Raw genomic sequence first — 19,090 nt, forward strand, 5'->3', positions numbered from 1 at the left:
TCCTTATAACCTGCTAAATTTTTCACAATATATAAAATCCGGAGGAAATGATATGGACAAGAATTCTTTCGATCTGATAACATTTGGTGAGATCATGCTGCGCCTTTCCCCGCCGCGCCATGCCCGCATCGTCGATGGCGATATCTTCGAAAAGCGTGCCGGCGGAGCGGAACTCAATGTTGCTTCCGGCGTTGCCCTTTTAGGACTTCGTACCGGTATCGTTTCCAAACTTCCGCAGAATGAGCTCGGAACTTTCATTAAAAACAGGATCCGTTTTGTCGGCGTATCCGATGACTATCTCGTCTATGACGACACACCGGATGCAAGACTCGGACTCTACTATTACGAGATGGGTGCTGCCCCGAGAAAGCCTACGATCGTCTATGACCGCCATCAGGCTTCCGTCACGAGGATCAAAATGAGTGAGATCCCGGATGACATCTACCACTCCGCGAGAATGTTCCACACGAGCGGAATTTCGTTAGCGCTCTGTCAGAACATGCAGAATGTTGCCGTGGAGCTGATCCGCCGATTCAAGGCCGCTGGAGCTACGATCTCCTTCGATGTCAACTACCGCGCGAACCTCTGGAGTGAGGAAGATGCCAGAAAGACGATCGAGGAGATCCTTCCGCTCGTCGATGTGCTCTTTGTCTCCGAGGAGACAAGCCGCCGGATGTTCAAAAAGACCGGTGACCTGAAGGAGATCATGAAGAGCTATGCCACTGATTATGGCGTAAAGATCGTTGCCACCACCCAGCGCACGGTCATCAGCCCGAGAAAACACAACTTCACTTCGATCGTCTACGACGCACGCTCTGATAAATTTTACACAGAGGCGCCTTACAACGACATCGATGTCATCGACCGGATCGGTTCCGGTGACGCCTATGTGGCCGGTGTCCTCTTTGGACTCTTAAAATACGGCGACCCTGAAAAGGCCATGCAGTTCGGAAATGCCACATCGAGCGTCAAAAACACGGTACCCGGCGATCTTCCGTCCTCCGATTTCAAAGAGATCGACCGGATCATCCGCGAACATCATTCCACAGGTCCGGTAAGTGAGATGAACCGGTAAGAAACAGCTGATTTTATCACATAAAACTTTTTGCACAAAAAGGTCTGAGTCTTTAATGCTGCTCAGACCTTTTTTATTCTATCATTCTCCATGTACACAACGTTTAAGCCGATCAGGCAAGTGAAAACACGCTTCGCGAGTTTCCCCTTGTTATCGCGACAGTCGCCAAGGTCTCGCGCAAGCGCGGACTTTGGCTCGTTGTTTTTTACATTTCCTTACAGATCCAGATCGATGAACTCGAAGCCATCATCATTCTCTGTCTTCTTATCAGGAGCTGCTTTCGCGGCTTCCGCTTCCTTCGCAAGATTTCTCGACAGATCTTTTTCCACATCTGTGACATTCTTTCTGACAGGTCTTGCCGGTCTCTCCGGTGCTGCTGTTCCGGTTTCTGCGGAAGGTCTTTCCGTTCTCACCGTTTCACGGGTTTGTACCGCCGGACGGCGTGTCTGTGCAGCCGGCTGTCTTCTGCGCGGCGCTTCTTCCTCTTCCTCACACGGAAGTGTTTCTGTGCGGGCAGCCGGTCTTGCGGCCGGTCTTCTCTCCGGTGCTTTCGCTGTCATTCCGGACTTTTTCGTTGTCTGCTTCCCGGACTTTCTGTTTTTCCGTCCGTCTTCGTAGTCATCATATTCGTCATCGTATCTGTCGCGGCCCGGGTTCTTCGGTGCCTTCGGCTTTCTGAGCAGAAGAACGACCACAATGATCACTAAGATAATGCAGAGTGCAAAGAGTCCGATCACAAAGAATCCGCGAATCTCATAGTCCTTTAACAGACTGTTGTAATCCTCCGCAACCTTTAAGTACTTGCTGCGCGCATCTGCCGCATCCGGATCCTGGAAATAACGCTGGAGCGTCATCTCTTTCTGATCATAGCGGTAGAAGCCTTCATCGCCATTTTCGTTCCGGCCGTAGACTACACAGTATTCCGGAGCAGAATCTCCGCTGTCCTTCCAGATCCAGCCGTGAACCGTATGATCTCCGATATCGATGGTGCACTCGGCAAATCCGTCCGGAAGAGCTGTTCCCTCAGGGATGCACTCAGGAGGAAGAACGACAACCGTCTTCTCCGCCATTTTGACGACCACATATGCGGATAATGTTCCGGTCTCACTGTTGTATACAAAGAAATCTCCCTTGCCGGTATCATCGGTCATGTAAAGCAGGGTCATTCCAGAATCATCTGTCGCTGCCTTTACGGTTCTTCCCTCATACTCGATCTCCGTCGCAGTAAAGCCGGACGGGAGTTCCGAATCATCAAAGGTATCCGCAACCGTCCAGTTGCCTTCCTCGCCGACAACACCGCCGCTTGTCTCAGTGGAATCCGCAGTTGTCTCCTCATCGGAAGATGCCGCCTCGTCAGACTTTGTCACAACGATCGTGTACGTCTTTGTTGTCTCCCCGTCTTCCGCCGTAACGGTACAGGTGATCGTGTTCTCCCCGTCCTGGAGATCATCATTTCCGCTGATAGCAACCTTTGCAGCTCCATCTTTTGCAGGTGCACTGACCGTTATGGAAGTCACATCGCTGGAAACCGCAGCCGTGTACTCCGTAACATCAGCGGAGAACGCCGGTTTCAGCGTACCAGGTGAGATTTCAAGGGATGACAGGGACGCATCTTTGGAGGAAGACGCCGCCGCATTGATCTTCACGGAAGCACTTCCGACATGGTCAAGTGTTACAGCCTTGGAATCTGCATCATAAACCTCCTGGGATGTCACCGTGATGGAGGAAGTTCCCGCCTTTAAGGCATTAAATTTCAGTGTAAAACTGAATACCTTCTGGTCTGCGGCTTCCGCAGAACCGGTCACGCGGACCGAACCGGCGCCGCCGTTTGCATTTGTTCCGCTGACAAATTCAAGGGCATCCGCATCATACTGGAGCATCACGTCCGAGGAACCGAGAGCTCCGTCCGAAGTGATCTTCATCGTGACAGATACCTGATCTCCCACCGAAACGGTCGGGTCGGAAAATGAGAGTTTCCCGGAGCCCGCAAAAGAGACCATGGATCCTGCCGGCAGCAGCATGACCATCAGCGCGAACGCCAGCAGTCCTGCCGCCAGTTTTTTCATACATTGTTTCATATTCTTCTCCTATTCCAGCTCATTCAGACAAATACCTGATCTCCTGTCCGCAAAGGCAATGGGTAAATCACGGTCCCTGTCAGAATAAGCTCCTATATCATCTTGATCCAGGCATAGTCTTTCCAGAAACAGACCTGTAATACGTTTTGTTCTATCTTGACGCTGTCACAAGTTTTCCGCTGCCGGAGGCGCCTTCCGGGTACGAACCTGTACTTCCCGGATTCGTACTTCCGGAGGTACCGGTCGTGCCCGAAGATGTCGTCACGAGCTTTCCGGAGCCGGAAGCGCCTTCCGGATAGGAACTCTGTGTCCCGGAAGTGCTGCTTCCCGGACCGGAAGTTCCGGAACTACTGCCGGGAGTGCTTCCGGAGCTCGATGTACCTGTCGAACCGCCAGGTCCCACCGTTGATCCGGACTGACTTCCCGCCGAGCTGCCCGTTGACGGGGAGACAACAGTTGTACTGCCGTTTCCGTTTCCTTTTGCAATGGAAACCTGGTATGTTCTCGTATCACCGTTTTCTGCCTTCACTACGATCTTAACGATTGTCGTTCCGCTGCCGAGACTGATCGTACCGGCTCCGCTGACAGTTGCCTTGGAGTCGATCGCCGTCGCGCGGATATTGACGGAGGAAACGGAAGAATCAACAACAAGGTCATATTTCTCCGTATCCTTGCTGAAAGTCGGTGTCAGGGAATATCCGTCGATCGTGATTCCGGACAGCTTATTGTTCGGGCTTCCGTTCACGGTCGGTTTCGCGCACGCTGTTTCCGGCATGTTATTGAACACCGGGATCTTAAAGACAAGTGCCTGTTTCTTCATCGCATCCGTATATGCTCTTGCGAGCTTCGCGCCCTCTCCGGCCGCGCCCTCCACGTTGGTCATATACTGGTGCTTGTACAGATTGCTGCCCTGCACATTAAACTTTTTTAAATAGAAGGTATCCTGTCCGTTTTTCAGGAAATTCTCGCTGTAGTAGGTCGCTCCGCCAATGATGGACTTCTCAATGGAATTCCATGGTCTGCCGTAACTTCCCGACTGGGATGCATACCAGAGTCCTCTTGTAATTGCAGACATGGATCCCGACGCAAAAGCGCCGACATTAAAGAAGTTATAATATCCTTCATAGCCTGCGGTCTTTCCTGAAATACTTCCCGACTTTCCGGTTCCCTGCTCCTGAAGGATCATCGCTCCGAGAACGTAAGGATTGACACCGGTCTGCGCAGCCGCCTTCATGATGATATCCACATAAGTCTGCCCGGTCGGTACCGGAGATGTGTTTGACGCACCGGTATTGTCATCGGTGATCGAGGATGCATCCATTCCCGGGCCGTACTCGACCTCCGGGAGTGCCGTCGTAATCACTTTTCTCTGGCTGATCGTGGAGCTCACTGTGGAACCAGGGCCCTCAAGACTCACGCCCTGACTGCCGGTACTGCCGGAGCTGCTTCCCGAAGAAGTTCCTCCGGATGTGCCCGTGCTCATTCCCGGTCCATAGCTCTCTCCCTGCTGGAGCGAGCCGGAAGTCCCTGTGCTTCCGCTGTTATTGACGACCGGAGAGTTTCCGGAACCGGTGGTCTCCTGCACGCTCTGGGTCGCCGCGGTTGTCGACTCCGGTGTTTTTTCCAGGAATGTTCCGGTGATCAGGCTTGTAAGTCCCTCTCTCGTCTGCGCATTGCTGTCGTAAGCATGATGCAGGAACTGGAACACGTAAGTATCATTCAAAAAGTTTCTCGGATCCATATAGTAGGCGACAATATCTTTTGATGCCGCCACCCAGGACGATCCGTCAAAGCCTGTCCAGATTCCGGTATTCCAGTCATAGGCACCGTACTCTGTGGATTTCCAGGAAGAAATGCTGGATTTTGATACCAGATTCGTTCCGACAGCTCCCTCCGCCGCCATCACGTCGCTCCAGTTCAGCCCCGTCTTCTGAGCCTGAAAGACCCAGGTCGGATGCTCCGTGTGAAGTGTCCGCAGAGACACCTTATAGCTTTCCGGGAATCCCTGACTGTTCAGATAATTCTCAAACGTGGAGTCATAGCTGTAGGACACCGGGAATTTAATATAATCTGACCGGACGTAGCCTTCCTGCGTCCCGGATCCGGAAGAAAACTGGATCTTATACCAGGTTTTTCCATCCGATCCGGCTGTCTCGGAGACCACCGTGACGGCCGCCCCGTAGGCCAGCTTTTTTACGACGGATCCCGTCGTCCCCGGTGTGCTTCTCACATTCAGGGTAGTCGCATTTACCGTCGCCGAACCTGTCGCCGCATACGCCAGAGACAGTCCGGATATCATCGTTCCGGTCCGAGCCGCGCAGTCCCCCAAAAGGACCGCTCCCAGCATCAGCGCCAGAATTCTTTTTTGTTTTTTTGTCATGTTTTTCTTCTCTCCCACTGCCGGTTTCGTGATTTTTTGCATAAAACCGACATCATACCCATTATAATGACAAAGGCACTTTTCTGTCAACCGCGCAGGGAAAACTTCACACAAATTCCAAATATTGCCGCATTTTCTTAAGGGTTTTGTAAAAGTTTGGTTAAATAGAATGTGCCTCGGCACATTCGTGCGCCTCGCGCGGTCGCTTGCGACAATCTTCATCTTCGCGCGAGTGTGCATCTTAGGCACGCAGTGCCTTTTTTTAACAGGAAGTTCCATCGGAATTTCCTGTTAAAAAAATCCGGCACCTCCTCTCGGAAATGCCGGACTCACTTTTTTCGTCAATTGATATTCAGATTTACTGCAAAATTATACCGGATAAGCTTTATTCGCTTTGTCAGCAGTCTTCTGGTCAACCTTCGTCTGCTGTGCTTCGCGGTACTCGAAGAAGTCTTTCGCTACAGCCGGGAACAGAGCGTAGGATAAAACATCCTCATCCTGCTGCTTCCACTGTGCGCACTCCTTCTCGAATTTCGGTAACTGCGGCGGGATCAGATCTGCTGGACGACAGGTGATCGGAGTCGCGTCACCGATGATCTTCTTCTGGACTTCTTTGTTGAACGGTTTCACCGTCTTACCAAATTCGCCCATCATGATCTTCTTGGATTCCTTCGGAACCATTTTGTATCTCTCGCCGGAAAGAACGTTCATAACAGCCTGTGTACCAACGATCTGGGAGGACGGAGTTACAAGCGGCGGTTCGCCGAAATCTTTTCTTACTCTCGGGATTTCCTCAAGCACTGCGCGGTACTTGTCTTCCTGTCCTGCTTCCTTTAACTGGGAAACAAGGTTGGAAAGCATTCCGCCCGGTACCTGGTACTGGAGAGTCTTGATGTTGACACCGAGAACCTTCGGATTCAGGAGTCCGCTCTTTAAAGCTTCCTCACGGATCGGAGTGAAGTAATCGGTGATCTCTGCAAGCAGATTCTGGTCGTAACCAGTATCATACTTGGTTCCGCGGAATGTCTCGACCATAACTTCTGTTGCTGGCTGGGATGTACCGAGAGCCAGCGGAGACATTGCACAGTCAATGATATCACAGCCTGCTTCCACAGCCTTTAAGTATGTCATGGAAGCAACACCGGAGGTATAGTGCGTGTGCAGGTCGATCGGCAGTTTAGTGCCCTGCTTTAATGCCGTAACGAGCTCGGAAGCCGCATACGGAGTTAAAAGACCAGCCATATCCTTGATGCAGAGAGAGTCAGCGCCCATGCTCTCGATCTCGGAAGCGATATTCTTCCAGTAATCAAGTGTATACGCATCGCCTAATGTGTAGCAAAGGGCGATCTGGGCATGTCCGCCTTCCTTCTTTGTCGCCTTAACGGCAGTCTCAAGGTTTCTGATATCATTCAGGCAGTCGAAAATACGGATAATATCAATTCCGTTTGCGATGGATTTCTGTACGAAGTACTCAACCACATCGTCCGCGTAATGATTGTATCCAAGGATGTTCTGACCACGAAACAGCATCTGGAGCTTTGTATTCTTAAAACCGGCTCTCAGCTTTCTGAGTCTCTCCCACGGATCTTCTTTCAGGAAACGCAGGCAGGCATCAAAAGTAGCGCCGCCCCAGCATTCTACTGCGTGGTAGCCAACTTTATCCATTTTGTCAACGATCGGAAGCATCTGCTCAGTCGTCATTCTTGTTGCAAGGAGAGACTGATGCGCATCACGAAGAACGGTCTCAACGATCTTAACCGGCTTTTTCTGAACTTCTGCCATTTTATTATCCTCCTACCGGGAGATCTGCCTGAGCAGACCTCCCCTATATCAAAAGTTTCGGTTTCAATTAAACTCCGAAGATAGCCATGAAGGTACCGGCAGCAACTGCTGTACCGATAACACCTGCTACGTTCGGACCCATTGCATGCATCAGAAGGAAGTTTGTCGGATCTGCCTCAGAACCAACCTTCTGGGATACACGGGCTGCCATCGGAACTGCGGATACTCCGGCAGAACCGATTAACGGATTAACCTTACCACCAGTTACCTTGCACATGAGCTTACCAAAGATAACGCCGGCTGCTGTACCGAACGCGAACGCGATAAGTCCAAGGATAACGATCTTGATGGTTGTAACTTTTAAGAATCTCTCAGCACTTGTTGTAGCGCCAACGGAGAGACCGAGTACGATAACAACGATGTACATAAGAGCGTTGGAAGCTGTCTCCTGTAACTGTTTAACAACGCCGGACTCACGGAAGAGGTTACCAACCATAAGCATACCAACGAGCGGAGCTGTTGTCGGAAGGATCATACAAACTACGATCGTAACGATAACCGGGAAGAGGATCTTCTCAAGTTTGGATACCGGACGAAGCTGTTCCATCTTGATCTTTCTCTCTTCTTCCGTTGTTAAGAGTTTCATGATCGGCGGCTGAATGATCGGAACGAGGGCCATGTAGGAGTAAGCTGCTACGGCGATCGGTCCCATGAACTCAGTCTGTCCAAGCTTACCTGCAAGGAAGATGGATGTCGGGCCATCAGCACCACCGATGATGGAGATCGCTGCGGCTGCCTTGTCGTTGAAGCCCATGAAAATAGCCATAAAGTAAGCGGCGTAGATACCGAACTGTGCGGCAGCGCCTAAAAGGAAGCTCTTCGGGTTAGCGATGAGCGGACCGAAGTCTGTCATAGCGCCGACACCCATGAAGATCAGGGACGGGAGAATACTCCACTCGTCCAGTAAATAGAAGTAGTGAAGAAGTCCTCCAACACCGTTGGAAGAATCTTCAATGCTCAGCATAATATCCGGATAGATATTTACGAGCAGCATACCAAAGGAAATCGGCACAAGAAGAAGCGGCTCGAACCCTTTACCGATTGCAAGGTAAAGGAAGATACACGCAACTAAGATCATGATCAGGTTTCCTACGCTTAAGTTCAGGAATGCTGTCTGCTGAAGAAGATTCAAAAGTGTATTTTGAATGTATTCCATGTTAATCCCTCCATGTGGAATCTGCAGTCAGCAGAAAATTAGTTTAATGTAGCGAGTGTAGCACCCGGCTCTACGGAATCACCAACAGCAACGTTGATTGTTGCAACAGTGCCGTCCTGCGGAGCAACGATCTCGTTCTCCATCTTCATAGCTTCAAGGATCAGGAGAACCTGACCTCTCTTAACAGCCTGACCTGCAGATGCCTTAACGCCAAGGATCTTACCCGGCATCGGAGCTGTAACTGCTACTGCGCCTGCTGCGCCAGCCGGAGCTGCCGGAGCTGCTGCCGGTGCCGGAGCTGCCTTCGGTGCTGCTGCCGGTGCTGCCTTCGGAGCCGGAGCTGCCTTCGGTGCGGAAGCTGCGCCTGTGAAGCCCTCTTCTACTGTTACTTCATATACATTACCGTTTACTGTGATTGTATAATTTTTCATTGTGATTTCCTCCTGATAATATTAATTCCAGTTTCTGTTAGAAACACGTTTGATGGAGCGGACTACAAGTCCGTTGTCAACAGTCTCTTTTCCCTCGTAAGCTGCGATTGCTGCTGTGATTACGGAAACGAGTTCTGTATCATCGGTAAGGTTCTCCTCCTCAGCCGGAGCTGCTGTCGGAGCCGCTGCTGCTGCAGGGGCCGGAGCTGCTGGTGCTGCCGGTGCTGGCGCTGCCGCATTCTTCTTTGCTTTCATCTTTGCCTCAAATACGCTGATGTATTTGAACATGCTGATCAGCCAGCTGATGAAGATCAGGACTACGAATACAACGCCCATACCCATTAAGGTATTCATTCCGGCTTTCGCCATCTTCTCGCCTGTTGTGTAAACCGGGGAGAAGGAAATTGTCTCAACTTTGCTGAGATCTTCGTCCGCGATCAGAGTGAATTCCATCGCTCTCTTCTCGTAAACGGTGTTCATTCTTGCGATATAGCCGTCATCACCTTTTGTAACGACTGCTGTCTCGCTGGAAACGAACGCGCCAAGGTCATCCTTAATGGAATCCCAGGATTTTAACGCATTCTCCATAACAGTATCTTTGTTCTTTACGCTTGTTGCAAGGGCCTGTTCGACGGAAGCGTCATCCATCTGGTTGAACAGATCCAGGTACTGCTGGGAGCCGGACTGCATCGCCATTTCGATCTGTGGATCGATTGTTTCAGCGGTGTCAGCAGCTGCAGAGCATCCTGCAAGCGTGAAGAGGCAAACTGCCATGCAGAGTGCAAGCCAGATTCTTCTAATTCTCTGTTTCATATTTCAGCCACCTCATATTAGATCGTTCCGTGCTTTTTGGACGGACGATCCTCTCTTTTTGTGAACAGCATCTCAAATGCAGCAACTACACGCTGTCTTGTCTCGGAAGCCTCGATGATATCGTCTACATATCCTCTCTTTGCTGCCGCAAGTGCACTTGCCTGCATCTCATTATACTGTGCTGCTTTTTCATTGATCAGGGCTGCCGCATTGTCAGCCTTTGCGATCTCGTCAGCATACATGATCTTCACAGCCGGTGCTGCTTCCATAACGCCGATCTTCGCGTTCTTCCATGCGTATACAATGTCAGAACCGATGGACTTGCTGTTCATGGTAAGACCTGCTGTTCCGTTTGCCTTGCCGACAACGACAGTTACCTTCGGAACATCTGCGTTTGCGAATGCGTAGGTCAGGCGTGCTGCCGCCTTCGCGATCTTCTTCTCGTTGCATTTGCAGTTCTTGTAGCCGTCTACATTGACGAGTGTAAGTACCGGGATCTCGAAAGCGTTGCAGAAGTTTACAAATGCTGCTGCTTTCTCACATCCTGCTGCGGTAAGGGCTGCGTCATAAGTAGCAGTCTTCTCGCCGTCTGTATAAACTTCGCTGCGGTTTGCAACACAGCCAACGGTAGCTCCGTTTAAACGGATAAATGCCGTTACCATCTCCGGTGCATAGTCCTTCTTCATTTCCATGTAGAAGCTATCGTCGGAGATCATGGACAGAGCGATAGATGTATCGCCTGCGCAATTTTCGATGTCTGTGCAGATTCTGTTTAAGTCATCTTCACATTCGCTGTAAGACATGTCATCCTCATTGTTTGCCGGGAGGATGGAAACAAGGTTTCTGATCTCTGTGAAAATTTCTTTCTCGGAGCCAGTCGCGCATACGTTTCCTGTCTCTTTTGCCTGATACTCAGCGCTGGAATTATCAGCATCGTTCTCAGCGATTACAAACGGAGCATTCACAAACATTTTTGCTTCCTGTTCCATAAATGTAAAATCAGCCATTTCAGATGCCACAGCCATTCCGCCGCCGCAGTTTCCAAACACAGCCTGGATCTGCGGGATCACACCGGATGCCATTGCCTGGCAGACATAAAGTTTGCCGAAGCCGTCCAGAGCATCCATGTTTTCCTGAAGTCTGAATCCTGCACAGTCAACAAGCCCGATAATGGGTGCGCCCATTTTCATAGCCATATGATAGAGCTTCTCGATCTTCTTTGCGTGCATTTCGCCGATGGATCCGCCCATAACAGACGCGTCCTGGCTGTACACATAGACGAGAGCGCCATTGATCGTGCCATAACCGGTAACAACACCATCTGCAGGGGTTTCCTGAGACTGCATGTTGTAATCAGTGCTTCTGGCAGTAATATAAGCACCAACTTCAACAAAGCTGTTGTCATCAAGCAAATCATGAATTCTGTTGATTGCCGACGTTTTTGTCATTTTGCTTTCCTCCATTATTCCTTAAATTGACGAAAATCAAATTTCTGCCTAGTGTAATAATAAACGGATTTGATGCAAAATTCAAGGAGTTTTTCCCCGCTTTAGCAACATTTTTATCCCTTTTCGTCAGAAAAATTTAAGAAACTTTTTTTCTAATGCCTGTCTCGTGATGCAGTTAATTTTTTAAACCTCCTGCTTCCAGATGACGTTTCATCTCCGTAAAGCCCCGCCCACGGACTTCTCCGACCTGATGGACCACCATGAATGCTTCCTGATCGATATCCATGACGATCCGGTTCAATTTCTGGAGCTCCCGTCCGGAAACAACGGTAACAACAGCCATGGACGGCTTTCTCAGATGACCGCCCTCGACCTTGAACAGGGTCGTCCCGCGGTCAAGCTGCTGCTGTACTGCAAGATTGATCGCCTCATATTTTTCACTGATGATCTTCGCCTGCACCTGCTTTTTGCCCATCATGAGCATCTTGTCGAGGATCACCGTGTAGATCATGACCATGATGATCCCGTAAAGGATCTTTTCCCGGTCACGGAAAAGAAGCTGGGACAGTAAGATCGCCACGTCGAACGCGTACATGGACACGGAAACCGGGATCTTAAGCCGCTTCTGGAGCACGAGCGGCGGAATGTCCATACCGCCGGTGGATGCTCCGGAGCGGATCACGATCCCCAACGAAAATCCGATCATCACTCCTGCAAAGATCGCGCAGAGCATGGGATCTTTTGTGAAAACGAAGTTTCCCGCCAGCGCGCTTAACCTGTTCAGGATAAATGGATAATAAAAAGTCGCGATCAGTGTTGTCGCCGCAAATTTCTTTCCGAGTTCCAGCCATCCGAGTCCGAACATGGCGATATTAAAGATCGCCACAAAGCCGGAGAGCGGGATCCCGAAGTAGTGTTCCGCAAAAAGTCCCAGGCCCGTGGCCCCCGCCGCGATCATGCCCGACGGAAGGATGAAGAGAACGACTCCTGCGGCATAGACCGTGAGGCAGAACAGGATGATCGCGGTCTGGATGACGGCGGATGCCGCCTTATTTTTCTTTGTTTCTGGTGTTTCCATGTTTTCTTTATCACCTTTCTTTTTAGATTGTCTATATTATATGTATTCTTTGTTCTTTTTTGTTTTTATAAACTATTCTGATCTGTTTTATGATCCGGTAAAGCTTTTACCGGTTAACACAGTACACATCTCCCAATGTCCTGCTCTCTCTTATCATTCAAAATCTGCTTTTCTGTGTCTTTACTGTTCTTCCCTCTACCTCTTTATCACAAAAAAGCGCGCAAAAAAAGGACGCCCGAAGGCGTCCTCATGAATTTTTCTTATTTGCCGAAAACTGCTTCATAGTCTTTGCGGAATTTCTCGATTCCCTGATCTGTCAGCGGGTGATGTGTCATCTGCTCGATCACTTTGTACGGAACCGTCGCGATATCAGCGCCTGCAAGTGCACACTCTGTCACATGCATTGTGTGGCGGACACTTGCTGCGATGATCTCTGTCTCGATATCATGAAGTGCGAAGATCTCGGCAACAGTTTCGATGAGGTCGATACCCGGCTGGGAGATATCATCAAGACGGCCTACGAACGGAGATACATAAGCTGCACCTGCTCTCGCTGCGAGAAGTGCCTGGTTTGCAGAAAAGATCAGGGTAACATTTACTTTGATTCCTTCCGATGCAAGGACCTTTGTTGCTTTTAATCCCTCAACGGTCATCGGGATCTTTACGACCATATTCGGATGGATCTTCGCGATCTCACGTCCCTCTGCGATCATTCCTTCCGCGTCCGTTGTCGTTGCCTTTACCTCGCCGCTGATCGGTCCGTCTACGATCGACGCGATCTCTTTCAGGGTCTCAACATAATCTTTTCCCTCTTTTGCGATCAGGGACGGATTTGTCGTAACTCCGCAGATCACTCCCATATCGTTTGCTTTACGGATCTCCTCCACATTGGCTGTGTCAATGAAAAATTTCATTGGTTCCCCCTCCTGTTATCTCTCATAATCATGTTCTGCTGCCGTCTCCGCGCATGCGGGCGCCAGCTCTGTATAAGTCCATTTTAGCATGAGGATATGGTTTGTCAAGCAAATCATCATCCCGCATACGGAACAAACTCGAAGCACTCCTCCTCGGAGACACCATCGATCAGGAATCCCCAGCCATCGCCGGACTGTCTGACCGCGATCCGGCATTTTCTTCCGTCTTCCAGTTCCATGTCCACAAACGTCTCTTCATCCGTCGCTCTCACATAGAATTTAGTCCCGACCGGCATAGTTGCCTCCGTCTCGCTTCCGTCAGCTCCGAAAAGTGTTACCGGCAGCGCTCTCGTCGATACGAGCGGCATTTCGTCTTCATGGGAATCGGCAGTGCGGATCTTTGTATACACATTTCCGTCCGCCTCCGGCATACCGTCCGCTCCCACATGGAATTTCCGGTACGCACTGTATGTTCCGAGCGCATCGATCCGTCTTGTGAGATAAAAAGCATCCGGAGTCTGGATCGGCGCGCCGTTTACGCTGTCTGTGGAACTGCCGGCTTTCGCCACCTTCTCACCGTTCAGATCATACACCTCCATGGTCTTCCAGTCATTTTCACTGGAAAGCTCCATGTAGAGATAGGAACGTCCGTCATCCGTCATGACAAGCCAGGTATCCCCGATCTTTCCGTAAACATCTTCGGTAAACGTATCCTTTTTCCCGTTCTGTTCCCGCTCGATCGTGAGTTTTCTTGTAAAGTCATCTTCCGTCTCCGGCTCTTCATATGTATAGCAGACGCTTGCGTCCACATCCCCTGAACGATAAGTCACGGTATCCCACGGATCCACTTTTTTTGCCCATCCATCCGTGGAAGCACCCATGTAGGCTTCCTCAAACATCAACTCATGGTCCTTAAACGGGACAGCGATCTCGATCTCGCCCGCCGCATACGGTCCGATCTCGTATGGAGCAAAGTAAACGCTCACCCCATTTTCCGTGATGGCCCACTCCAGGCTGGAATCTGCGTTCGTTCCATCAAACAGCGTGTCCACCGTATCTTCATAGCCATCGAACAGCTCTCCGTCCGCCGCGCGTCCCGCAAGTTCTTCCTTTACATAGCTCCGGAATCCGTCCATATCTTTCACCATATCAGAAAGCTCCAGCTGTTTTCCGGTCTGTGTATCAAAATTGTAATAATCGTTGTAGGCGGTCGGATGCGCACCGCCCATATCATAATACTTCAGCCAGGACATGCTGGCAACCGCCCCGTCAAAACGGATCGGCTGGAATTCATAATTGCAGGCATACGTGAACTTTGCGTCTGTAAACTCTTTCCGCATGTCTATCGCTTCCACTTTATACTCCTCGTATTCCTTTTTGTGCGCAGCCGCCATCTCATCATTTTTTGCCGAGAGTGCACTCTTTAACGCCTCATATCCGTCTCCCTGGACAAAGACCCTGTCACACCGGGACGTGATGATCGGAGTCTGGCTGTCGTCCCACTCCCCATCGTACTCGCCTGTCACCGCGATCGGGATCGGATCCAGCTTTCCTGTGCTTTCCGGCTCCTTTGCATCTGTCTCACCGGATGTTTTTGATTCTTCCGATACCGTCACTTTTGCACTTTCTGTTGTCTTTGTCTCTTCCGCAGAAGTCTGTGCAGTCGTCGTATCCATCGCCGTATATTTTTTCTGGCAGCCCGCAAGAAGACCAACCGCGATCAAAAGATATAATCCATACTTTCTCATACTTTTCTTCTCCAAATCCTGTTTTATTCGTCGTTATCCGCCGGAACGCCGACGCAGATCGGGATCCGCGTTTTCCGGATCGTTCCGTTTTCTATATCCTACCGCAGATCTTCCCCGGAATCCATTCATTTTCCCTTACGAATTCTTAAAAACAGCGCACAGTACACGGGCACTCCATGCCCGCGTACTGTAACAGGATTTTGCCGATGCTTCGCATTCCGAATCGACAAAATCTGCTGCCACAACTGTATTGTACGGAATTTTCAGTTTAGAAAATTCCTACTGCGTACAGCAGCGCACGGACTTCTCCAGTCCGTGCGCTGCCCGTGTTTTTCTTATTTTAACATCCAGTCCTTCAGAACATCATGATCTCTCAGAAGCTTTCCTACGATCGTCCTGTCGATTTTCTTAAGAAGTGGTTTCTTCATCATCTCAAACGGCATCGGAAGTTTCATCTCGAGCGGAGACTTTCCGTCCATCAGCTTCACGGTGCTGTCCAGAAGTTCTCTCACATCGTAAACGCTGCCCCAGACCTCCGGCACACCGCGGTCCACGCCGCAAAGTCCGTAAACAGCTTCCATGGCCGTGCGGACAGAATATTCGGTCGTGAAGATCGTATCTCTCGGTGTCTCTGCGAACTGTCCAAGGAAGGCCGCGTTCACAGATCCGTCCGGAATCACATCCGGGCGGTCGCCGGCTCTTCTCGGCATGAAGAATGCTGTGATATACGGCATCATCGTCGGTGTGCAGTTGCATGCTTCCCCGGCAAGCCGGTCGATGTCCTCCACCGGGATTCCGAGATGGTACAGCCACTCAGCTGTGATCTCCTTACCGGTGCACTCTTTCATCGGTTTCTTCACATGATCTCCCGGAACATCGGTGAACAGGCTGTATACCCAGACGCAAACCTCATCCTTTTTCTGGTTTTTAAACTGTCCCTGACGGTTGATCGTCCAGCTTAAGAGCCAGCTGGAATCCCGGCAGCTCACGATGCCTCCGGTGACGACCTTTCCTGTTCTCGGATCACGTCTGCAGATCTTTTTGATCTGGTCGATGATCTCCTCATTCGAGGTTGTGACAGTCGCGGACTCCCAGTTTGTCTTCTCGATATCGGAGCAGAATTTTTCCGGATGTCCAAAAGCCGGATCCTGGGCCGCGATCTTTTTCCAGAGGCTCCAGCAGCCGCTGCTGCGGACTTCCGCATCTCCTAACGGTGCATGATCCTGATCCCCGTAGATCGTTCCTTCCGTGCAGCTTCCGTTTGTGATGAATACCAGGTCTTTCTCCGTCAGCGGGATCTCCATCTCCCCGTTCTTTGTGCGGCACTCGATGGCACGGGCCGTCTTCTTTCCGTCTTTGATCTCAAAGCGGACGTTTGTGACTTCCGTGCCGAACCGGAATTCCACGCCTGCTGCCTCCAGATATTTCTGCATCGGCAGGATCAGGGATTCATACTGGTTGTATCGGGTGAATTTCAGTGCGGAGAAGTCCGGGAGTCCTCCGATATGATGGATGAATCTCTGGAAGTACCGCTTCATCTCCAGGGCGCTGTGCCAGTTTTCAAAGGCAAACATGGTCCGCCAGTAAAGCCAGAAATCGGAACGGAACACCTCATCGTCAAACACGTCTTCGATCGTCTTGTCGTAGAGATCCTCATCCTTTGTGAAGAAGAGCTTCATGATCTCCATGCTGCCTTTCTGGCTCAGCCGGAATTTCCCGTCTGTGTGGGCATCTTCCCCGCGGTGTTCCGTCGCCCGGCAGAGGGAATAGTTCGGATCATGTTTATTTAACCAGTAATATTCGTCGAGAACGGACGCACCCGGGATCTCCAGGGACGGGATACTGTGGAACAGATCCCAGAGGCACTCGAAATGGTCTTCCATCTCACGGCCGCCGCGCATGACATATCCTCTCGTCGGATCGTCGATCCCGTCGCAGGCACCGCCGGCAATGTCCATCGCCTCTAAAATGTGGATGTTCTTTCCCGGCATCTGCGCATCACGGACAAGGAAGCAGGCCGCCGCCAGGGACGCAAGGCCGCTTCCCACAAGGTACGCCGACTTCTCCTCGATCCCCGCCGGTTTTTCCGGGCGGGCGAATGCCTCATAGTTTCCGTTTGTGTAGTAGATCCCCTTGCTGTTCTTATCATGCTTTCCGAGTTCCGTGTTGCGGTAGTCAGACCTGCTTCCCGCAAAAGACCTGTCTGTCTTTTCTGCATTTCTGTTTCCCCGTTTCTTCGCCGCAAGTACCGCTGTGATCCCTGCTCCCGCTGCCAGGACTGCGCCGGCTTTCCATCCTTTTTTGCTCATCGTTTTTGCATTCCTTTCCCATTGATTTTGTTTTATATCCTATATGATGTAGTTTTTATAACCATATTATTAATTCTGATAGTAATCCTTTGTATATGCTTTGTCAAGCTTTTCCATTCAAATATTTTGAATATAACTTTTTACGTTGTATTCCTCCTCATTTTTCAAAAAATACCTCACCCGCTGCACCAGGCAAACGGGCAAGGTATTAAAAAGGGGAGGATAAGTATTAATCTTTTTCTTTGGTACTGATCATAGGATTGCCTGTTTTTCCTGTTTTATACACCTCTAAAAAAATTTCTCCGCAGCAAAATCTGCGACCGCAGTTGTATCATACGCACTTTATCGAACCTGCTCAAAAGATGATTGATTTTCCCTTCACCTTTTTCTATAATAAATACAGAAACGAATCCTGAACTTCCATCCCAAAAGATCCGGATGGAAGTTCATCTGCTGCGAGACCGGTCATTTCTCAGACGGATCGCTGCAAATTTACTCAGATTGGAGAATCTTATGAAAAACCTTGTAATCGGACAGTCCGGCGGACCGACCGCCGTCATCAATGCAAGTCTTTACGGAGCAGTCAAAGCATTTAAGGAATCCGGTACGGACGGACATGTACTTGGAATGATCAACGGGATCGAAGGTTTCCTCGCAGACCATGTGATGGATCTTTCCACAGATCTTTCCGATGAAGAACTGGAGCTCTTAAAGCTGACTCCGGCCGCATACCTCGGCTCCTGCCGCTATAAGCTTCCGGCAGACCTCGAGAGTGAAGTCTATCCGGCGATCTTTGACAATTTCCGTGAGATGAACATCGGTTACTTCCTCTATGTCGGCGGAAACGACTCCATGGATACCGTCGACAAGCTCTCCCGCTACGCGGAGAAGATCGGCAGTGACGTGAAATTCATCGGAATTCCGAAGACGATCGACAACGATCTGGTCCTCACCGACCATACACCGGGATTCGGAAGTGCTGCAAAATATGTCGCTTCCACTGTCCGCGAGATCGTCCTCGACGCCTCTGTCTACCAGCAGAAATCCGTCACGATCGTCGAGATCATGGGACGCCACGCAGGCTGGCTCACCGCGGCTTCCAGACTGGCAAGAAAATACAAAGGTGACAATCCATATCTGATCTACCTTCCGGAGGCTCCGTTCTCCTTAGAGCAGTTCTATAAAGACCTGGAGGAAGCGTTCAAAAAGTCTCCGAACCTCGTCGTATGCGTCTCTGAGGGAATCGCCGATGAGGGCGGCACATTCATCTGTGAGTACTCCGACGCCGCAAAACTCGACTCCTTCGGTCACAAGATGCTCACCGGATGCGGCGAAGTCTTAGAGAGCTTTGTGCGCGATAAATTCGGTGTCAAAGTCCGCTCGATCGAGCTGAATGTCAACCAGCGCTGCAGCGGAATGATGGTATCCGAGACTGATATCGAGGAAGCTGCCATGGCCGGTGCTGCCGGTGTGAAGGCTGTCCTCGCCGGAGAGACAAAAAAGATGATCGCCTTCAAGCGTGACTCCGATGTTCCGTACACAATGCACTGTGCAGCGGAGGATGTGAGCCTGATCTGCAACCAGGAGAAAAAATTCCCGAAGGAATGGATCTCCGCAGCAGGAAACGATATCACCGATGATTTCCTCGCTTACGCTCTCCCGCTGATCCAGGGCGAGCCGAAGCGCGTGATGGAAAACGGCGTGCCGAAATATCTGTACCGGAAATAGTTTTACAGCACCATTCTTCTTTGTTAATAAAAAAAGTTTGTTTAGCAGGAAGTTCCATCTGAATTTCCTGTCAGACAAAAAAGGTCCATG

At 50.5% G+C, this 19,090-nt stretch carries 13 protein-coding genes; 2 read left to right on the plus strand and 11 right to left on the minus strand.

Annotation, left to right across the window (positions count from 1 at the left end; genetic code table 11):
* Positions 1-52 precede the first annotated feature (52 nt).
* Positions 53-1,075, plus strand: a complete 1,023-nt coding sequence (locus tag V2546_RS08095; protein ID WP_118296870.1) for a sugar kinase — start codon at positions 53-55, stop codon at positions 1,073-1,075.
* 215 nt (positions 1,076-1,290) lie between these two features.
* On the opposite strand, the gene V2546_RS08100 is transcribed toward V2546_RS08095, so the two are convergent.
* From V2546_RS08100 to V2546_RS08150, 11 genes are all read right to left on the minus strand, one after another.
* Complete coding sequence (locus V2546_RS08100; protein WP_329752028.1) at positions 1,291-3,153, minus strand: cadherin-like beta sandwich domain-containing protein; 1,863 nt, start codon at positions 3,151-3,153, stop codon at positions 1,291-1,293.
* Between the two features lie 151 nt (positions 3,154-3,304).
* On the minus strand, positions 3,305-5,533 hold the full coding sequence (locus V2546_RS08105) for an SH3 domain-containing protein (protein WP_329752029.1): 2,229 nt from the start codon (positions 5,531-5,533) through the stop codon (positions 3,305-3,307).
* Between the two features lie 369 nt (positions 5,534-5,902).
* Positions 5,903-7,315, minus strand: a complete 1,413-nt coding sequence (locus V2546_RS08110) for an oxaloacetate decarboxylase subunit alpha (protein ID WP_118320878.1) — start codon at positions 7,313-7,315, stop codon at positions 5,903-5,905.
* 67 nt (positions 7,316-7,382) lie between these two features.
* Entirely contained in the window at positions 7,383-8,531 is a 1,149-nt protein-coding gene (locus tag V2546_RS08115) for a sodium ion-translocating decarboxylase subunit beta (RefSeq protein WP_015554843.1), read from the minus strand.
* A gap of 38 nt (positions 8,532-8,569) precedes the next feature.
* Entirely contained in the window at positions 8,570-8,962 is a 393-nt protein-coding gene (locus tag V2546_RS08120; protein WP_215702830.1) for a biotin/lipoyl-containing protein, read from the minus strand.
* A 21-nt stretch (positions 8,963-8,983) separates the two neighbouring features.
* A complete protein-coding gene (locus V2546_RS08125; RefSeq protein WP_329752030.1) occupies positions 8,984-9,775 on the minus strand; it encodes an OadG family transporter subunit in 792 nt (263 codons plus the stop codon).
* A 17-nt stretch (positions 9,776-9,792) separates the two neighbouring features.
* Entirely contained in the window at positions 9,793-11,223 is a 1,431-nt protein-coding gene (locus V2546_RS08130) for a carboxyl transferase domain-containing protein (RefSeq protein WP_329752031.1), read from the minus strand.
* A gap of 175 nt (positions 11,224-11,398) precedes the next feature.
* Positions 11,399-12,301, minus strand: a complete 903-nt coding sequence (locus V2546_RS08135; protein ID WP_118531774.1) for a YitT family protein — start codon at positions 12,299-12,301, stop codon at positions 11,399-11,401.
* 260 nt (positions 12,302-12,561) lie between these two features.
* Positions 12,562-13,215: a fructose-6-phosphate aldolase gene (gene fsa, locus V2546_RS08140; protein ID WP_118320870.1), complete on the minus strand. Its 654-nt coding sequence runs from the start codon at positions 13,213-13,215 to the stop codon at positions 12,562-12,564.
* Between the two features lie 116 nt (positions 13,216-13,331).
* Positions 13,332-14,963 carry an RsiV family protein gene (locus V2546_RS08145; RefSeq protein WP_329752032.1) on the minus strand — a complete coding sequence of 544 codons (1,632 nt, stop codon included), beginning with the start codon at positions 14,961-14,963 and terminating at the stop codon, positions 13,332-13,334.
* A 335-nt stretch (positions 14,964-15,298) separates the two neighbouring features.
* Entirely contained in the window at positions 15,299-17,272 is a 1,974-nt protein-coding gene (locus V2546_RS08150; RefSeq protein WP_142411219.1) for an oleate hydratase, read from the minus strand.
* Positions 17,273-17,785: 513 nt separating this feature from the next.
* On the opposite strand from V2546_RS08150, the gene V2546_RS08155 reads away from it, so the two are divergent.
* The gene (locus tag V2546_RS08155) at positions 17,786-19,000 is read left to right on the plus strand and encodes a 6-phosphofructokinase (RefSeq protein ID WP_215702835.1); all 1,215 of its coding nucleotides are present in this window, start codon (positions 17,786-17,788) and stop codon (positions 18,998-19,000) included.
* The last annotated feature ends 90 nt before the right edge of the window (positions 19,001-19,090 follow it).

The organism is Clostridium sp. CM74B_53, from assembly GCF_036318045.1.
In the GTDB taxonomy this organism is placed as follows: Bacteria; Bacillota; Clostridia; order Lachnospirales; family Lachnospiraceae; genus Pilosibacter.

Coding starts and splice junctions, on each gene's coding strand:
- V2546_RS08135 (WP_118531774.1), bottom strand. CDS start 12,301: ATGGAAACACCAGAAACAAAGAAAAATAAGGCGGCATCCGCCGTCATC.
- V2546_RS08130 (WP_329752031.1), bottom strand. CDS start 11,223: ATGACAAAAACGTCGGCAATCAACAGAATTCATGATTTGCTTGATGAC.
- V2546_RS08100 (WP_329752028.1), bottom strand. CDS start 3,153: ATGAAACAATGTATGAAAAAACTGGCGGCAGGACTGCTGGCGTTCGCG.
- V2546_RS08105 (WP_329752029.1), bottom strand. CDS start 5,533: ATGACAAAAAAACAAAAAAGAATTCTGGCGCTGATGCTGGGAGCGGTC.
- V2546_RS08110 (WP_118320878.1), bottom strand. CDS start 7,315: ATGGCAGAAGTTCAGAAAAAGCCGGTTAAGATCGTTGAGACCGTTCTT.
- fsa (WP_118320870.1), bottom strand. CDS start 13,215: ATGAAATTTTTCATTGACACAGCCAATGTGGAGGAGATCCGTAAAGCA.
- V2546_RS08120 (WP_215702830.1), bottom strand. CDS start 8,962: ATGAAAAATTATACAATCACAGTAAACGGTAATGTATATGAAGTAACA.
- V2546_RS08155 (WP_215702835.1), top strand. CDS start 17,786: ATGAAAAACCTTGTAATCGGACAGTCCGGCGGACCGACCGCCGTCATC.
- V2546_RS08150 (WP_142411219.1), bottom strand. CDS start 17,272: ATGAGCAAAAAAGGATGGAAAGCCGGCGCAGTCCTGGCAGCGGGAGCA.
- V2546_RS08095 (WP_118296870.1), top strand. CDS start 53: ATGGACAAGAATTCTTTCGATCTGATAACATTTGGTGAGATCATGCTG.
- V2546_RS08115 (WP_015554843.1), bottom strand. CDS start 8,531: ATGGAATACATTCAAAATACACTTTTGAATCTTCTTCAGCAGACAGCA.
- V2546_RS08145 (WP_329752032.1), bottom strand. CDS start 14,963: ATGAGAAAGTATGGATTATATCTTTTGATCGCGGTTGGTCTTCTTGCG.
- V2546_RS08125 (WP_329752030.1), bottom strand. CDS start 9,775: ATGAAACAGAGAATTAGAAGAATCTGGCTTGCACTCTGCATGGCAGTT.